This window comes from bacterium (genome assembly GCA_023230585.1).
Classification (GTDB): domain Bacteria; phylum Ratteibacteria; class UBA8468; order B48-G9; family JAFGKM01; genus JALNXB01.
Genome location: JALNXB010000010.1, coordinates 1 through 17,218 on the forward strand (window position 1 = coordinate 1; position 17,218 = coordinate 17,218).

Genomic DNA, 17,218 nt, shown 5'->3' on the forward strand with positions numbered 1-17,218 from the left:
CGTCATTAGAAGGCATTCCTCGCAATGCCATAAAACGGCAGATAAAAACATAAAAGAAAGACGTATGTGGTGTCTATTCACTCCCCTTTTTTGCCCTCTACCCTTGAGGGAGAGGGATTAAGGGTGAGGGGTGCAGTTAGCAGGCTAAGAAAAAACTAAAGACGTAATGATAAAGTATGAGATTGCCCCTTGTATATCATTCCGAACTTGATCCGGAATCTCGTTTTTACACTTTACTTACTACCAAAGTGGATTAAATGAGAGATCCTGAAACAAGTTCAGGATGGTAAAATTGGGCGTTTATAGATTCAAAGGCAAAACATAAAGACTTACAGAAAACGTGAAAGAACCTTAAGGTTTCGTTCTGTAGCTCCCATATTTTCAAGAAGAGTGTTATACCCTTTCTCTCCAATTTCTGATGCTAACGAAGGGTTTTCAATAAGTTTTACCAGTTGGTCATATAAAGATACAAACGAATCTACCTCTATACCTCCGCCACCTTCTTTTATTAGTCTCCATTCTTCAAGAAAATGCCAGTTATACTTACCGTATACAACTGGTTTTTTAAAAGAAATAGGTTCTATTGGGTTCTGCCCTCCCCAAGGATTAAGGCTTGCCCCAACAAAAGCCATATCGCATACACTATAAAAATTGTTCAGCTCCCCATAAGTATCAACAATAAGAACCGAAAACTCTTCATCAGCCATAAAAGAACTTTTTCTCATATATTTTATTTTTTTATTTGAAAGAAGTTTGTATATATCTGTCTTATCAAGGTATCTTGGAACAATAATTATAAGTATATCTTTAAATCTATTAAGCAACTTTTCCACCACCTCAACAACCCCTTCTTCTTCCGCTGGATGTAGAGAACCAAAAACTACCACTTTTTTGTTACTGGAAATCTTATATTGTTCTCTTATTTTAGAAGGGTTTATCTGTTTACTCATATCATAAGCCAGGTCAAATTTCATACTACCAACAACCTTGATTTTTTCTTTGAGAGCGCCCATATCCATAATTCTGACAGCTTCTTCTTGGTTCCTCATAGTTATAACTGAGAAGAACCTTAAGAACTTGCCTACAAAAAATCTCATCTTTTTATATTTTGGGTAAGAAGAGGGGGAGATACGCCCATTGATAAGCGCTACAGGTATTTTTTTATCGTAAGCAATTTTTAATAAACTTGGCCATATCTCTGTTTCTACTATAATAATAAGTTTGGGGTTTATCCTGTTAACCGCTTTCATCATTATAGGATAAAAGTCAGCTGGGAAGAAAAGATGAGTTGTATCAGGAAATTTTTCTTCAGCAACCCCTCTACCTGTTTTGGTTGCAAGGGTTACCACCACATTGTTTTCTTTCTGCAATTCTTTGATTAGAGGGTTCACTGAAAGAAATTCCCCTATTGAAACTGTATGTATCCATACATTCTTGCTCTGTTTCATTCTAACACAAACCTCTCTATTATATACCCCAAAACGTTCCTTCCAATCACCCGGAAACTTCTTATCAGGTTTTATTCTTCTCCATACAAAAGGAAACGCTATCACTAATATAAATAGTAGGATTGAATTGTACAAAGCGAGATAGATATTTTCCATAATAATATGTTCCTAACCCATTATCAACGACCAAGTTTTATCTGGTCTGCTGTTGTTTTCCAAACCCAAAAATCTTCTTCTGTTTCTTTAAGAGTAATACTTGCAGGGTAAAGCAAACCCCAATCCCTTCTTCTATCAAACGATTCTGCCAAAACACCAGCGTTAGAGATAATTGGACCATTAAACTTTTCTATTCCGTTAACAAAGATTCTTACTTTATCAAGGTTAAGCATATCTGGATGTAACCATAAAGTAAACCCTTTAACGTTCTGAGCGTTCACTTCTATTACACCTGATTTATCAAGAAAAGTTTCAACCAAACCTGCCTTGATATGTTTTCTTTTCAGCATAACCTGAAAATTGTTCCAATCTTCTTCCACATCGTCTTTACAAGGCGTTATCTCTGCCATATCATACATTATACTGTTGTTGCCGATACCTTCTACTGTTACCCACCTACAATGAGGTGAATGAGGTATATCGTGAAAATCTATGCTTGTTTGATAAGCAGATACAGGCACAGGATGTCTTCGCCAATCTATCCAAGGAGTAAGTCCTCTCGGTGTAAGGGCTACAACACGTGGAAAAAACGGGTCTCTGGTCTTATGTTTTGCCCAAGCAAGCCATTCTCTGAGAGCAACTCTTCCATTAGCGATAGGATGACCGCCAGAGTTTTCACGATAGAAACATTCTACCCCTGACTCTTCAAGCCTTCTTTTCATAAGCCTTGCAAACTCTATATCTGTCCCATGTCTTCTACGAAACATAACAGCATCGTTTAGCCCTTGAGATATCCAAACCGAAGTACCTATAAGGCAAGGCCAGTAGGCTATATCCCAAGAACTGGAAGATACAAACACGCCCGCAAACCTATCGCTTAATCTATGGGCTAAATGTATTGTCCCAATACCGCCCATTGATGTCCCAGCAAGAAAAATTCTATCAGGGTCGATAGAATAACAAGATTCCATCTCTTCTATTACATCCATAATAAAATCGTCTGTACCGGGAAGGTTCCAGCCGTTAAAAGATGTTTCGCTGTAAGGGGCACAAGCAGCACAAAAGATAAATCCGCTCTCTTCAACTATATCGGTTATCCTCTGCTCAAAAAGTTTTTTGCTTGTATCTCTTGACATCGCCTGCCCACCACCGTGTAAAAAAAGCACCATTGGTCGTTTCTCGCCTTGTTTATAGTCGTCTGGGATATACATTGATATTAGTTCATCAGGGTATTTTTCATAAAATTTTTTTAGCGTGAAAGGTCGGTTCTTAATTATTCCTTTATTGGTATCAGCAGGTATAGGCGCTAATTGTTTAAACAATTCAGTATAATCGCCTTGGTAACTTTTAAGGTCCTCTAACAGAGTTTGTTTTTCTACCTTATTTGTTGCAGACAAATATCTTCTAAATTTTTCAAGTAGAACAACATCTTTATTCTTTTCCATTTTATATCTCCATTTTAAAACAGTTCATACCACTAAAAGTTAAAGTGATTATCATAACTGATATGGTTTACTACCCGCACCATATTTTAAACAGAACATACCAGAGAGTTTTTTCTTATTTAGCAAATTTAATAAACCCTGCGTTCTCTACACGCCAGATTGAACAGCCTGTGGATACCCAAGCAAACCAGCCTGCTTTATTATAAACTCCAAGGTTAAAGGCAAGTTGTTCTACGTCTTTTGGAGTTATACCGAGAGATTTAAATGGTATCTTAATCTCTTGGGTCCAGACTCTATTTTCATCGTTCTGTATTGCTCTTTTATACTCTACCGCTTTTTCTATTTCAACAACATTTTTATGTGGCATCCCAAAAATATTGTTCACTTTAAACTCACCGTTATAATTAAAACATAAAGAATATACAGGACCTGTTACCATATCATCTATCCACCAACCTAAGCTCTTTGGACCGTGCTGACTTTCTATCGCTACTTCAAACTGCGGTAAATGTTCTTTCAATCTCGGTAACATCCCTACTTTAAAAGGGTCAGGTTCGTGTTTGACTGCAATATATAGGTTTTCATTGTCGTACTGAAACCACGCATAACTTTTTGCGCCTACCTGTTTTTCTCCTGTATAAAACTCTTCTATTGATAAAGAGTTACTCTTATCAAGTTGACCCCATTCTGCTGTATTTAGGTTACCATCTATATCAACAGAACTTTTCTTTAATGGCACTGTGTGATATTTAGTGGGGCTTATCCTTTTTAAAGGACGCATCAAATCTGTTTTTAATAATGCCCCAGCGCCACTCCAATCAGATTTATAGTATCTACCTATATCTTCTTTTGTTCTGTTTATAGGCCAACTGGCTCTTAGAGGGCTTTTGTAGACCCCTATATTTTTCATAGTTAAAGGTTCGCAACCTGTCAACCCGTAAACAGGTGAACCAGGTCTTAAATGAAAATCAGCATTGTTTCTATCAATAAAAAACGGGTCGTCTCCGTCCCAGTTGTTTCTTATGATGTTGTCGTCTTTAATACCCGCTGATATAGATAAAAAGGGACCACCTGTGTTGATATTCCGTTCTATAAAATTATTTTGTGGCCAGGCTATTGGTTTATCTCTATATAGAACATCAAACAACTGCGGGTATCTATTACTCCAAGGTGGTTGTTTATATCTTGCAAAAATTAGGTCCCTAACAAGACAAGAGTTGATTAGCCATACTTTAGGTTCTCCGTCTGGGGTATAAAAAATACCTGTTCGGTTCCCTTGCCCTATACTTCTGTTGCCTGCATCAACAAATATGTTGTTTTCGATACGGTTTTCAGGTTGAGGATTTGATACTCCACTGGGAAACCTGTAAAAAAAGTTCTTCTCTATTACAAGCCCACCATTAAGTGCGTCTATATGTATTGCGTTTAAACCTTGTGTTAGGTTAGGCGAAGAGTGATAACTTATATGATGAAAAAAATTGTTACGTATAATGTTGCCTCTGTTCATCATAGCCCAATTGTTAGAATAGACGTACATTGCTCCGAGTTCTCTACCTTCATAAACAATGTCGTGCAGTTCATTAAACTCTATAATATGGTCGTTTGCAATAAAATGTATTGCTTGCATAGGCGTGTCGTTTGTAACATTATGGGAAACCCTTTGCCCTATACCTTGAATACGAACGGTGTGCCTGTATCCCCCTTCAAATTTATTGAAACTGTAAATATGGTTGTTTTCAACAAGATGACCTGCCGGGATAAGTTTTTTTCTATCGCCCCCGTCAAGAATCACCCCTCCTTCGCCCATATTATACATATCACAACCAAATACTTTATGGTTCCATCCGCTCGGTATATCTACTGCCCATTGTCCTGTATTCCTTATTGTGCAACCGGCTATCAAATTGTTCTGCCCTTTCTTTATCTCAAGCCCGTTGCTACGGTTAACTTCAAATGTCAACCCGTAAAACCCAATGTGAGATGCGTCGTTCATCACTAAAAAAGGTACACTCAAGGTTGAAACAAATATTTCGCTTTTTTTAATGTCTGATGGCGGGTAAAAATATAGTTTCCCTGTTTCTCTATCAAGATACCATTCCCCCGGTGCGTCAAGTTCGCTTAATAGGTTATAGACAACGTAAGGAGCATTCTGTTTAACCCTAATAAAATGGCGTTCTATTCCACTTCTATGGTACCGTGTGTCAGGGCCAATGTTGATTATACGGTTTTCTGTATCTATTGAAGTTATATTGGTATGGCTCTTCTCATACTCGTAAGCAAAATAACCGTATATCCATATATTTTTATCTTCTTTCCATTTTAAAGGTCTATCGCCAGAATAACAGAATCTGCCATATTGGTAAGTACCTGTCCGTGGAGATTGCCCACCTAACACTCCGTCGCCCTCTGGTGTAACAAGTTTCGATACTCTCTCGTACCCTTGGTTAGGCCAACGTGCAAGCGTCATAGGGTTGTTATCAAAAAAAAGTTCAAGGGCAGAAAGGTTCGATTTAGCGTGGCTACCTCTGTTTAGTAACTGCCCATAATCTATTATGCCTAACTCTTTAAGATCGGACACCCATACCTTGTTTTTTGATTCATCTGGTAAACGTCTGATTATTTCAGGGTCAGAAAGCGGTTTGAAATTGGTTACCTGTTTCCCACCCATAATTCTTACTTCTTCGTTTGGGTAATTTCTATATATTACTGGAGCGTCTGCTGTACCAGAATCTTCTATCCCAAAAGAAATGCTCTCATCAATAAGGTATTTACCTTCTCTAAGATAAACATTGATCCCCCCTGCTGGCATACCTTCTTTTTTTATTTTTTTCACTTCTTCTTGAGCTCTTCGTATGCTTGCAAAGGGTTTTGCTTTTGTTCCTATATTTTTATCATTACCTTTTATAGACACATATATAGATTTTTTGGGGCTATTGACCCACTCAACAAGTTTTTCGTGACGAGTTTTTAAAGTTGCACCATCAGCCAACCCATCTATTGTTTCAAGCCTATCCCTAAGGTCAAGCCGATAACCATCATGAGGTAACTTTTTTGATTCTTCTTCTATAAGAAGTTTTTCATATATTTGTCTTGCAACAGAATATTTTTTCTCATCCTTGTATGTATCGGCTACTTTTAATTTTGAGTTAAAAATATGGTGTTCTAATGCTCCCGGGACCTGCAAAATTTTCTGATAGACTTCTCTGGCTTTAATGTTGTTTTTCTGTTCAAGATAAACTTCTGCTTGCTGAAAAAAAGCATATATCCGGTAATAATCAGACAGGTTGCTCAGTTTTTGTATCTCTTCAAAAGTTTTATGTGAGTTAACATAATCCTTTTCTAACCTGTAACTTTCAGCAATATTAAATAACGCAAACTCAGTACCAAAACCGGCTTGCCCTTTCATTTTGCCATATTCTTCTCGAGCTTTTTTGTAGTTACCTTGCTTAATATAGGTATCTGCTTTCAAAAAGATGTCTTGATGCGAAAAAGAGATTTCTTCTTGTTTAAGAACTCTGTTGTATATAACTATTTCGTCTATATCAAGTTTTGATGACCCAACCCCGTATCCTGAGAAACCTACCACAAAAGGGGCTTTCGCTGGAACATATTTACCTTTAAAAGAGTCTGTCTTGACTGTTTTTTTATCTTCATCTCTCATTGTCATACTTTTTTCAGCCAGTTGCCCGTTAATATATAAATTCATTCTTGTGCCATCAAACGTCACTACAAGATGGTGCCAAACATTGTCTGCTAAAGGAACTTTCGCATAATTTATAGTTGAACCATTGGGTTGCCCTATCTCAAAACTTAGAGTGTTAGAAGACTCATAAGACGAGATGAGTCGCCAACCTTCACGGTAACCTGAAACTGCAAGAATGGTACCAACTTTAAATTTGCTTGCAGGTATTACACTGCCGGGACCTTGACGGCGAAACCATATTTCTGCGCTAAACTGGTCATCCTTTATATTAAATGTTTCTCCCCGATAAGAACCTTTATCCAACCTTACCGCTTTTTTCCCGGGGAACCTACCTTCTATCACTTGAAGGTCATCAAAAACTTCTTTGGTTACAAGGTCTTGGTAGGTAGTATATAAGAGGTTTTTTCCATCTTTGCCAAGGTCAACTACTACACTTTTGCTATCTTTTACATCTTCAAAAGTGTAATACCTTGCTACGCTTTTATCTTGCTTTAATAGTTCTCTTCTTTTCTGCCATTGGGTATAAGCATTATTTTCTGCCTTAACGCTTACAACAATCAATATAAACAAAATCAATACATATTTTAATCTCTTCATATCCCCCTCCTTTCTTATTTTGATTATTTAAAGCAAAAATGTATAATTATTATATTACAAATAACAACAGAAAGGAAAAAATAAAATGGTTAGAGTAAGGTTTGCGCCGAGCCCAACAGGGTTTTTACATATTGGTAACGCACGAATGGCGTTGTTTAATTATCTGTTCGCAAAGAACAGTAACGGTACCCTGGTTTTAAGGATAGAAGATACCGATTCTGAACGTTCTAAAGAAGAGTTTGTGACCGCTATTATGGAGGACCTTAAATGGATTGGTATAGAATGGAACGAAGGACCTGATATAGGTGGAGAATTTGGTCCTTATAAACAGACTGAAAGGTTATCTCTTTATAAAAAGTCGGCTCAAAAACTTCTAAATGAAGGTAAGGCATACAAATGTTATTGCACAAAAGAAGAGATAGAGGAGAGGAATAGTAAAACTGGTAAGCATAGGTCTGCTGGATATGACAACTTTTGTAGGTCTATATCCCCTGAAACAGTAGAAAAATACGAAAAAGAAGGGAGAAAACCTGTTTTAAGGTTAAAAGTTCCTAACAAAAATATTACGGTTCACGACCTGATAAAAGGGGAAGTTGTTTTTGAATCCCAAAATATACCTGACTTTGTTATTATGAAGTCCGACGGGTTACCATTGTTTCATTTTGCGGTGGTTATTGACGATTGTCTTATGAAAATTAGCCATATAATTAGAGGAGAAGACCACCTTTCCAATACCCCAAAACATATTATGTTGTTTGATGCTCTCGGTTATGATATACCTCAGTTTGCTCATATGACTATGACATTAGGTTTAGATAAAGCAAAGTTAAGTAAAAGAAGTGGCGCAGCTTTTGTTAGGGAATATAAAGAAGCCGGATACCTACCAGAAGCTTTTGCGAATTATATGGCACTTTTAGGTTGGGGAACATCTGACAGCCAGGATGTTTTTTCAAAAGAAGAACTAATACAAAAATTTAGTCTTGATAGGTGTAACAAGTCAAACGCTGTTTTTGACCCTGAAAAACTGCTATGGATGAATGGTCTGTATATGCGAAAAACCACCCCTGAAAGGATTTTTAACTTATCTATACCGTATTTAAAAGAGGTAGGAATTTTAAAAGATACCGTAACAGAAGAAGAGGCGAACTATCTTATAAAAGCAATATCTTTTGAACAAGAAAAAATAAAGGTTTTAAAGGATGTCCCGTACCATATAGGTTTTTTTGTACAAGAACCAGAATATGAAGAAAAAGCCGTCAACAAATACTTAACAGAAGAAGGGAAAAAAGTGTTAAAAGAACTGTTGCCCTTATTTGAAGATTCCAAAGAGTGGACTGTAACGTATCTTGAATCGATAGTTAGAGAATTTTGTGAATCAAAAAACTATAAGGCAGGGATAGTTTTTCATCCGTTAAGGGTATCTTTAAGCGGTAAAACAACAGGACCTGGATTGTTTGAGTTGCTTGAGCACCTTGGTAAGGATAAGACAATACAAAGATTGAGAAACTGGATTTAAAAAGGATGGGGTGTCTATTCACTCCCTTATTTTGCCTTCTACCCTTGGAGTCTTGTCCCGAGTACCTTCGAGGGACTTACCACGTCATTAGAAAGCGTTCCTTCGCAATGGCAAGCAAAAGCGTAAAAGCAAAAAACATAAAAGACCCCCTCACCTTACATCCTCTCCCCCAAGAGGAGAGGCAAATAAGGAAAGATTGTCATTCCGGACTTGATCCAGAATCTCGTTTTTACTACTCCAATTACGGGGGCTAGTGATGAAGGTCGGTCCTCGGTGTTTTCTGCGGGGGTCTGACCTTCGTCTTAGTCAAGTGTAGTGCAAAGAAATACCCCCCATTCCGTCTTTGCGAGTGTTTCGTAACGTGGCAATCTCGCCGAAGGCGGAAAAGGAAGTGGGGACAAAAAAGTATTTGGTGTTATTTACTTTCTCTGCTATCCCCTCATTCCGCCTTTATTTTTTTATAATTTGAGATAACCTCTAAAATATGGTAACCTATCTATTACTTTGTATATTTTAACCTCCGGCTTTTTTTCTTCTTTTAAAAAAAACAAATATGGACCTGAGATACCGCATAAACAAAACAAGATGCTTTTTGACACGCTCTCCAAGAATAGTTGAAGAGATGAACGAGTTTCACCGTAAAAATAACCAAGACAAACTCATCAAAGCGGCTATTACAAATTCTATCAATAACTCTATCTCTATTACAGGCAACGTATCTTCACTTTTTCTTCTTACCTTGGGTGCTACCCCTTTTCATATAGGGGTTATGGCTACATTAAACCAGTCTTTCCCTTTTGTGAAACTGCTGGGGTTAAGACTCCTGCCCTTAATGGGTAGAGCACGCCTATGTTCATGGGGACGACTTCTTGCTGTCTTTCCATTACTTGGGCTTGCCTTTATTGCTGCCAACAACACCCCAAGTGTTCAGATGGTCTTTCTTGGAATATTCTTTTATGCTTTAAGAGGTTTTTTTGTTACTTGCGGAAATACCAGTTGGCAACCGCTTGTACAAGATAGCATATTAGAAAAAGATACAGGTGTTTTCCTTGCTCGTATGCGTATAAAATTGAGATTGGTTGATGTGGTTTTCCCAATAGCTTTAGGCTTATTCCTTGGGAAAAACCCTTCTATATTACGTTTTACGCCTATGTTTTGTCTTGCTGCCATTGTTGCTCTCACTGGCTCTTACTTTTTTGCTTGTTTAGTAGAAACTCCCTTAAAAAATGACGGCAAACCATTATTTAATAGAATTATTAGTGTTTTACGAAGAAAACCATTACAAAGATACGGGTTGTACACAGCTTCACATCTTTTTGTGTCAAACGCTTCTATACCTTTATGGGTAGTTTTTTTGAAAAGTTGTAAAATGCCTGCAAGCCAAATAGTTTGGTTAGGCACAGTTAGTGCGCTTGGTAGTATATTTGGAATAGGTAGATGGGGCTACGAATCAGACAAAAGAGGTAGTAAATGGGTTATAACCGTTGCGATGTTACCTTTGACAGGGTTGGGCTTATTATGGCTTTTTGTTCCTTCTGGAGGTAACTCCCTGTTTGCGTGGGCTTTCTTTCTCTACATAGTGCACGGATTCCTTAACGGAGGGCTTGCGCTTGCCAAAACAAGGGCTATGGTGCAAGCAGTCCCAGCCGATTCTCAAGCAGAAGGTTTTGCAATGGCTTTCTATTTTGAAGCAATAGGTGGTGCTGCAGGAGGTTTTTTAGGTGGTTTCGCTTACAGTAAATTAGTACAATATAATGGAACCCTATTAGGGTTAGACCCAAAACAATTTTACCTTGCTGCAATACAATTTTTACGTTTACCTGTTTGGCTCCTATCAAGAAATCTTAGAGATAGGTTTTCTGGCGGTAGCAAACTTACCAACTCTGATATGCCAGTTAACCTTGAAACTTCAAACACAAGTTCTTAAAACTTGCGACCAGCAAGTGCTTGCAAAATTTTTTCTATCCTTTTAAGTGTTTCTTCAATATCTTTCTTCTTATGTGCGTAAGTTACATAAGGTACATTATATAAAGAAACGCCGTTAGCATAACAGTTTTTAAAAAAATCTGCTCTAACATCGTTATCTTCAAAACTAAAAACAGGGCATACGGGAAAACCTTGTAGTTCAGCAGATATACCATATTTTTTAAACAATCTGTTGACACCTTCCTGAAAGAGTGTACCTACCTCCCATAAATGGTCAATTACTCTATTTTTTTTATAAAATTTTATAGTAGCTTTAACTGCAGCCAAAGAAAGGGTTTCTCCTCCAAAAGTAGATGACACACTCACCTCGCGAGCCATATCCATCAAATCTTTTCTTCCCAGAAAAGCTGTTATTGGCATTCCGTTCGCCATACCTTTACCAAAGACTGCTAAATCAGGTATAAATCCAAAATACTGGTGCGCCCCGCCTATAGCCAATCTAAATCCGGTAACTATCTCGTCCATAACCATTAAAATACCGTATTTTTTAGTGAGTTTTCTTAACGCTGGTAGAAACTTTTTCCCTTTTTCCATTTCCGAATAGTTTGAAGCTATAACAACAGCTGCAATATCTTTTCCAAATGTCTCAAAGGCTTTTTCCCATGGAGCGATATCCCCCCAAGGTGAATAAGAATGTAAAGAAGCTGTCTGTACGGGAACTCCTTTGAGAGGTTGGGTATTGGCTATACCAATAGGCATAAAACCGCCAGTAGAAAGAGTGTTAAGCCAACCGTTATAACCACACTGTATAATCTTGTTTCTGCCGGTTGCAGCTCTTGATATTTTTATGCAAGCTGCCACAGCCTCCCCGCCAGTTTTAAGGAACCTGACCTTTTCAGCAGAAGGTATGTTTTCTGTAAGTATTTTTGCAACTTCACCTTCGAGAGGGTGGGGATGCCCAAATACAATACCGTCTTTCAACTGTTTTGATATAGCGTTATCTACACAAGAATTTGCATAACCAAGAGAAACAGGTCCTATACCGCTACGGTAATCTATATATTGGTTACCATCAACATCCCATACTTTACACCCTTTTCCTTTAACTATCAACCCAGGTTCAATGTTTTCAAAGGAAGGTCTTTTTGAACCTGTTGAACTACCTGAAGCAAGATATTCAAGACTTTTGTTATACATCTTCCACGATTTAATACTATTTTGAGCCATTCTTACCTCCTTGTTTAATCTTATTTTGTTATCCTGAACTGTTTTCAGGATCTATAATGTGATCCGCGCCAGTAATGGGCACAACGTAAAAAACGAGATTCCGGATCAAGTCCGGAATGACAATCTTTCCTTATTTGCCTCTCCTCTTGGGGGAGAGGATGCAAGGTGAGGGGGTCTTTTATGTTTTTTGCTTTCTTTTCGTTAAAAAAGTATGTGTTTAGGAACGAATTACGAGGTGCTACTAACCTCAAGCAAGAATCGGGCTGTTAACAAAAGGTTCAGCCCTTTTGTTCTTATACTCTGAGCCTGTTAAACCCTTCGGAGATGTCTTCTATGCAGAAGGGTAAGTTCTCAGAGTGCCCGATTGTTGTGTAGAAGGTGTATGCACCGTAGTACCAGAGTGAATAGACACCACATACTTTTTTGATTACTTACTAAGAATTTGTATGAATTCAGAAGGGGTTAATATCAAACTATTGCGAAATTTTTTCAAAGGTAGCAAATGTTTCTTTCTCCAGAAACAATGTATTCCGCTCTACTTTCTAACGCACATTCCAATATCAAATTGTCCTTATTATTTTCTTTTATTATGTTAACAACTTTTCGGGGAGTAACTATTGTACCATTTTCTCTAATATCATTTGTAGCATATAAAATTTGCCAATTCTGCCAATTAAATTTTTTTCTTCAATACATCTGCGACTTCTGCAATTATATGTTCAGAAACCATTATTTCTATCATCCCTACTTTTGCTAAATATCTCACTTCTTCAGGTTTTCCACCAAAAAGAATTGCTGAAATATAGACATTAGTATCAACAACTACTCGCGGATATTGAGAAAGTGTCATCTATTTTGCTCAATCCTACATTCATCTACAATTCTCTCAATATCTTGTTCTTCTTTTATATTCATACGTTCTGCCGACTCCTTACTCCATCTTCTCAACTCTTTCCATCTTCTTTCTGAAGCAATATACTGTTTCAAAGAACGCTTTAGTAACTCACTACGAGTAATTTTATTTTCTTTGGCAAGGTTGTTTATCAGTGAATAAAGTTCGGGAGATATCGACATACTTATAACCATTCTATTTCTTGACATTCTTCTTCTCCTTTGGTAATAGGTTTGTAATACCAGTATACCTTCAAATAGTCTTTTGTCAATTTTTTAGAAAGATAATCAACCTCAAGGAGAATGCTTTGTTAAGCAGAACCTTTCTTCCCAAAGTATATTATTAATCTTGTAATAGCTGCTGGCGTAACACCAGAAATTCTACTTGCCTGCCCAAGAGTCATAGGTTTGAATTGAGACAGTTTTTCTTGTATTTCAAGAGATAACCCAGATATTTTAGTAAAATCGGTGGTCTCTGGTATTTTGATTTTTTCAAGATTCTTAAACTCTTTCATTTCCTGCAACATTCTTTCTATGTATGGCGCATACCTTGCTTCTATTTCTGCTTTTAAAAGCACTTCTTCTGAATATTTGGTTTCAGGTAAAACATCTTTTATATATGTATCTGGTTTACGTAGCCATTCAAAAGCAGTTATTGTTTTATCGTTCTCAATTATTTTTTTTTCTTTAAGTTCATTTATCAAAGAAGATATTTTCTCTCTCTTATCCTCTGTTTTTTCCCATTTTTCTTTACTTACCAACCCAAGTTTATACCCTTTTTCTCTTAACCGAAACTCTGCGTTGTCCTCTCTAAGCATAAGCCGATACTCCACTCTCGAGGTAAACATACGGTAAGGTTCTAAAGTACCTCTGGTGGTAAGATCATCAAGTAGAACCCCTATATATCCGGTGGTTCTATCAAGCACAAATGGTGGTTCACCTTTAACTTTCAAAGAAGCGTTTATACCTGCCAAAAGCCCTTGCACTCCCGCTTCTTCATACCCTGTAGTTCCGTTTATCTGCCCTGCAAGAAATAGGTTTGAAATTCTTTTTGTTTCAGTTGTAGGCCAGATTTGGGTCGGCTCAATAATATCGTACTCAATACCATAACCATACTTTGTAATTGTAACATTCTCAAGTCCTTCTATGGTTCTTATAAATTGGTCTTGTATATCTCTGGGAAGCCCTGTAAATAATCCGTTAGGGTAATAAAAGGAATTTTCTCTGCTTTCTGGTTCAAGAAAAATATGGTGCCGGTTATGGTGAGGGAATTTCAATATTTTGTCTTCAAGTGTTGGGCAATATCTTGCACCAGCACCTTGTGAAACATCAGAAAACAATGGTGAACTATCAATATTGTCTTTTATAATCTTATGTGTGTTTTCGTTGGTATAAGTAATAAAACAAGGCATCTGTTCAAAATTAGGTGGAAGTTTTGTAAGAGAAAAAGTTGTTGGAAACTCATCGCCATACTGAGGAATAAGTTTTTTGAAATCTATTGTTTTACCTTCAAGACGAGCACAGGTAGCTGTTTTGAACCTTAACATATTAAACCCAATGTTTTTTAGTTGCTCCGACAATTTTTGGCTTGACTGTTCATCTTCAAGTCTGCCTGCCTTAAACCTCTCTAAACCAATATATATAATCCCATTCAAAAAAGTTCCAGAAGCAAGAACAACAGTTTTTCCAGTATATACCACGCTACCCTCAACCTCTACTCCTTTAACTACCCTGTTCTCTATAATAATTGATGTTACTTCACCTTCTAAAATATTTATGCCTGATTGGTTACTTAAAACCTGTTGCATATATAAAGGGTATTTTACGTTATCAACCTGAGCTCTCGATGACCAGACAGCATACCCTTTTGACCTGTTAAGTGTTCTAAATTGAACTGCACAAGCGTCAGTTGCTTTCCCCATCTCCCCACCGAGTGCATCAAGTTCTTTTACAAGTTGTCCCTTCCCTACCCCACCTACTGCAGGATTACAAGAAAGTTGACCTATCTTATCTTTTTTAAATGTTATCAGAAGAACCGACATCCCCATTTTTGCTACCGCAGAAGATGCTTCTATTCCTGCGTGCCCTCCCCCAACAACAATTACATCATAAATATTTTTGTCCATATTAAGATTATACACTTAAATAGGCTTTTTTTTGAAATATGTTATGTATTCTTATTAGTTTTATGGTATCATTACATTAAAAAGAAACAATTGTTATGGAGAGATATATGTTAAGATTTTATAATACACTAAACAAGAAAAAAGAAGAGTTCAAACCTTTAGTAGAAGGTAAAGTTGGACTTTATACCTGCGGGCCAACAGTATATGATTTGGCTCATATTGGAAATTTTAGAGCGTACGTCTTTGAAGACCTACTACACAGGTACCTGGAATATGTTGGATTTAAGGTTGTTCGGGTTATGAATATTACAGATGTTGACGATAAAACTATTGCTGGCTCTCTGAAAGAAGGTATAGACCTAAAACAATATACCAACAGGTACCTTAAAGCTTTTGTTGAGGATATGGAGATTCTTAGACTTAAAAGCCCAGATTATCTACCAAGGGCAACAGAACATATAAAAGAGATGGAAGAGATTGTTAAAACTCTTCTGACCAAAGGGTACGCCTATGAAAAAGATGGAGATATATATTTTAGTATAAAGAAGTTTCCTACATACGGGCAACTTGCAGGTGTAAACCTTGACGAAGTACGTTCAGGAGCAAGGGTGTCGGCAGATGAGTATTCAAAAGATGATGCAAGAGATTTTGCTTTATGGAAAAAAGAAGATGAAGGGGTGTTCTGGGACACTTCACTTGGAAGAGGACGCCCAGGTTGGCACCTTGAATGTTCTGCTATGAGTATGAAATATCTTGGCGAAAGTTTTGATATACATACAGGTGGAGAGGATAATATTTTTCCCCACCATGAAAACGAGATAGCTCAAAGTGAAGCTACAACTGGAAAAAAGTTTGTCAACTACTGGATGCATTGCGCTCATCTGTTGGTAAACAACGAAAAAATGTCTAAATCAAAAGGCAATTTTTACACCATCAGGGACCTTATCTCTAAAAATTTTAACCCTGTTGCTATTAGGTACCTACTGCTTTCTTCCCATTATAGAGACCCTCTCAATTTTACGGAAACATCTTTAAAACAATCTGAAAATACAGTTAGAAATTATAATGCGTTTTACCAATCCTTAAGTTTTTGTAAAGGAGAGTTGAGCAATAAAACCATAAAACAAGATATACAGAAAGCAAGAGAAGAGTTCAAAAAGGCTCTTAATGATGACCTTAATATTTCAGCTGCAATGGGAGCAATATTTTTCTTTATAAAAAACTCCAATATATCTATATCTGCTGGAGAAATGGGTAAAGAAGACGCAGAAGAAACAAAAAGGTTTCTTGAAGAGATTGATAGTGTGCTTGCAATTCTTGAAAAAGAAGAGATTGATATATCCGAAGAAGAGGCTCTCTTGATACAACAAAGAGAAGTCGCAAGAAAAGAAAAAGATTTTAACAAAGCTGATAACATAAGGGATGCTCTGTTGCAAAAAGGAATCTTTCTTGAAGATACCCCTTATGGAACAAGGTGGAGAATTGGTAAATAGGAAGATTGATAAAACAGGTATAACAATGGTTGAGATACTTGTTGTTATTGCTATTATTGCTTTGATTACCGCTGCCGCTATACCTGTATATAATAAAGCACGAGTAAGAGCATTGATTGTTAGAACAAAAACAACAATAAATGCCATAGAAGCGGCTTTGTCTATGTACACAACAGATTTTGGGGATTACCCTGCTTTTGATGGAACAGAGACCAAACTTTTAGTAGGGTTACTCCAAGGACCTGTTGATAGTAACCTATGGAAAGGACCCTATATGAGGTTCAAAGAGAAAGACCTTGATGAGAACGGGAATATACTAGACGCTTGGAGTACTCCTCTATATTACAAATACCCGCAAGATGACAAAACAAACGTACCGTACCTAATTATATCAGCAGGTATTGATAGAAAACTCCAAACGGAAGATGATATAGGGAATTGGTAAAGGGGACAAAAAAGTATGTGGTGTCTACTCACTCTGGTACTACGGTGCATACACCTTCTACCCAATGGGGATGTTTGGGGTAGTAAGTCCCCAAGGGGTTGCAGAGAGGTTAATGGGATGAGGTTTATCCGCCGAAGCTTGTATTGTAGCGTAGGTGGAGGGGCAGTTGGCAACTTAACCAAAAACGAAAGTCGTAACGATAAAGGATGAGGTTGCCCCCTTATTTGTCATTCCGGACTTGATCC

At 37.3% G+C, this 17,218-nt stretch carries 11 protein-coding genes; 4 read left to right on the plus strand and 7 right to left on the minus strand.

Annotation, left to right across the window (positions count from 1 at the left end):
• Window positions 1–329: 329 nt before the first annotated feature.
• The 3 genes from M0P98_03495 to M0P98_03505 all read right to left on the minus strand — a co-directional run bounded on the left by M0P98_03495 (window position 330) and on the right by M0P98_03505 (window position 7,349).
• Window positions 330–1,604 (minus strand): hypothetical protein, encoded by a 1,275-nt coding sequence (locus M0P98_03495; GenBank protein MCK9265934.1) that lies wholly within the window; start codon window positions 1,602–1,604, stop codon window positions 330–332.
• Window positions 1,605–1,627: 23 nt separating this feature from the next.
• The gene (locus tag M0P98_03500; GenBank protein ID MCK9265935.1) at window positions 1,628–3,049 is read right to left on the minus strand and encodes an alpha/beta hydrolase-fold protein; all 1,422 of its coding nucleotides are present in this window, start codon (window positions 3,047–3,049) and stop codon (window positions 1,628–1,630) included.
• Between the two features lie 115 nt (window positions 3,050–3,164).
• Window positions 3,165–7,349, minus strand: coding sequence for a tetratricopeptide repeat protein (locus tag M0P98_03505; protein ID MCK9265936.1), 4,185 nt, complete (start codon window positions 7,347–7,349; stop codon window positions 3,165–3,167).
• An 85-nt stretch (window positions 7,350–7,434) separates the two neighbouring features.
• On the opposite strand from M0P98_03505, the gene gltX reads away from it, so the two are divergent.
• Both gltX and M0P98_03515 read left to right on the plus strand, forming a co-directional pair.
• A complete protein-coding gene (gene gltX, locus M0P98_03510; GenBank protein MCK9265937.1) occupies window positions 7,435–8,865 on the plus strand; it encodes a glutamate--tRNA ligase in 1,431 nt (476 codons plus the stop codon).
• 553 nt (window positions 8,866–9,418) lie between these two features.
• Entirely contained in the window at window positions 9,419–10,792 is a 1,374-nt protein-coding gene (locus M0P98_03515; protein ID MCK9265938.1) for an MFS transporter, read from the plus strand.
• Here M0P98_03515 and M0P98_03520 read toward each other — a convergent pair.
• The 4 genes from M0P98_03520 to mnmG form a co-directional block, all read right to left on the minus strand.
• On the minus strand, window positions 10,789–12,018 hold the full coding sequence (locus tag M0P98_03520; GenBank protein ID MCK9265939.1) for an aminotransferase class III-fold pyridoxal phosphate-dependent enzyme: 1,230 nt from the start codon (window positions 12,016–12,018) through the stop codon (window positions 10,789–10,791). The two genes, M0P98_03515 and M0P98_03520, sit on opposite strands and share 4 nt — an antisense overlap.
• A gap of 673 nt (window positions 12,019–12,691) precedes the next feature.
• Window positions 12,692–12,868: a PIN domain-containing protein gene (locus tag M0P98_03525; protein ID MCK9265940.1), complete on the minus strand. Its 177-nt coding sequence runs from the start codon at window positions 12,866–12,868 to the stop codon at window positions 12,692–12,694.
• Window positions 12,865–13,119: a ribbon-helix-helix protein, CopG family gene (locus M0P98_03530; protein MCK9265941.1), complete on the minus strand. Its 255-nt coding sequence runs from the start codon at window positions 13,117–13,119 to the stop codon at window positions 12,865–12,867. Before M0P98_03530 ends, M0P98_03525 begins: the two co-directional genes overlap by 4 nt.
• A gap of 101 nt (window positions 13,120–13,220) precedes the next feature.
• Window positions 13,221–15,035 (minus strand): tRNA uridine-5-carboxymethylaminomethyl(34) synthesis enzyme MnmG, encoded by a 1,815-nt coding sequence (mnmG, locus tag M0P98_03535; protein MCK9265942.1) that lies wholly within the window; start codon window positions 15,033–15,035, stop codon window positions 13,221–13,223.
• Window positions 15,036–15,142: 107 nt separating this feature from the next.
• Between mnmG and cysS the strand changes: the two genes are divergently transcribed.
• Complete coding sequence (gene cysS / locus M0P98_03540) at window positions 15,143–16,528, plus strand: cysteine--tRNA ligase (GenBank protein ID MCK9265943.1); 1,386 nt, start codon at window positions 15,143–15,145, stop codon at window positions 16,526–16,528.
• Window positions 16,500–16,973 (plus strand): type II secretion system protein GspG, encoded by a 474-nt coding sequence (locus M0P98_03545; protein ID MCK9265944.1) that lies wholly within the window; start codon window positions 16,500–16,502, stop codon window positions 16,971–16,973. The genes cysS and M0P98_03545 overlap by 29 nt, the downstream gene beginning before the upstream one ends.
• The last annotated feature ends 245 nt before the right edge of the window (window positions 16,974–17,218 follow it).